Below are 305 nucleotides of genomic sequence, written 5' to 3' on the forward strand. Positions count from 1 at the left end.
CGAAGCCTCGTAAGTGCCTTCATCCCAGATGCTCATCTCCCCTGCCCCGTAATTCCCTTTTGGAATGGTACCGTGAAAGGTAAGATACTTTATGGGATGATCCTCTGTCATGATGGCCAGGCGCTTGTCCGCAGGATTCATGGAAGGCCCTTTGGGAACTGCCCAGCTTTTTAGCACCCCTTCCATTTCCAGGCGCAGGTCGTAGTGCAACCTGCTGGCCCTATGGCGTTGTATCACGAACCGCAACCGGCCTTTATTCTTTTCGTAAGCCGCTTCGGGTTCGGGAGTATCAGAAAAATTTCGTT

At 52.1% G+C, this 305-nt stretch carries 1 protein-coding gene; it reads right to left on the reverse strand.

Going from position 1 to position 305, the window contains the following annotated elements; genetic code table 11:
- Positions 1-305, reverse strand: a 305-nt coding sequence (locus HC176_RS18850) for a DNA polymerase ligase N-terminal domain-containing protein (protein ID WP_280818730.1), incomplete at both ends; no start/stop codon positions are given.

It is taken from the genome of Tamlana crocina (genome assembly GCF_012037625.1).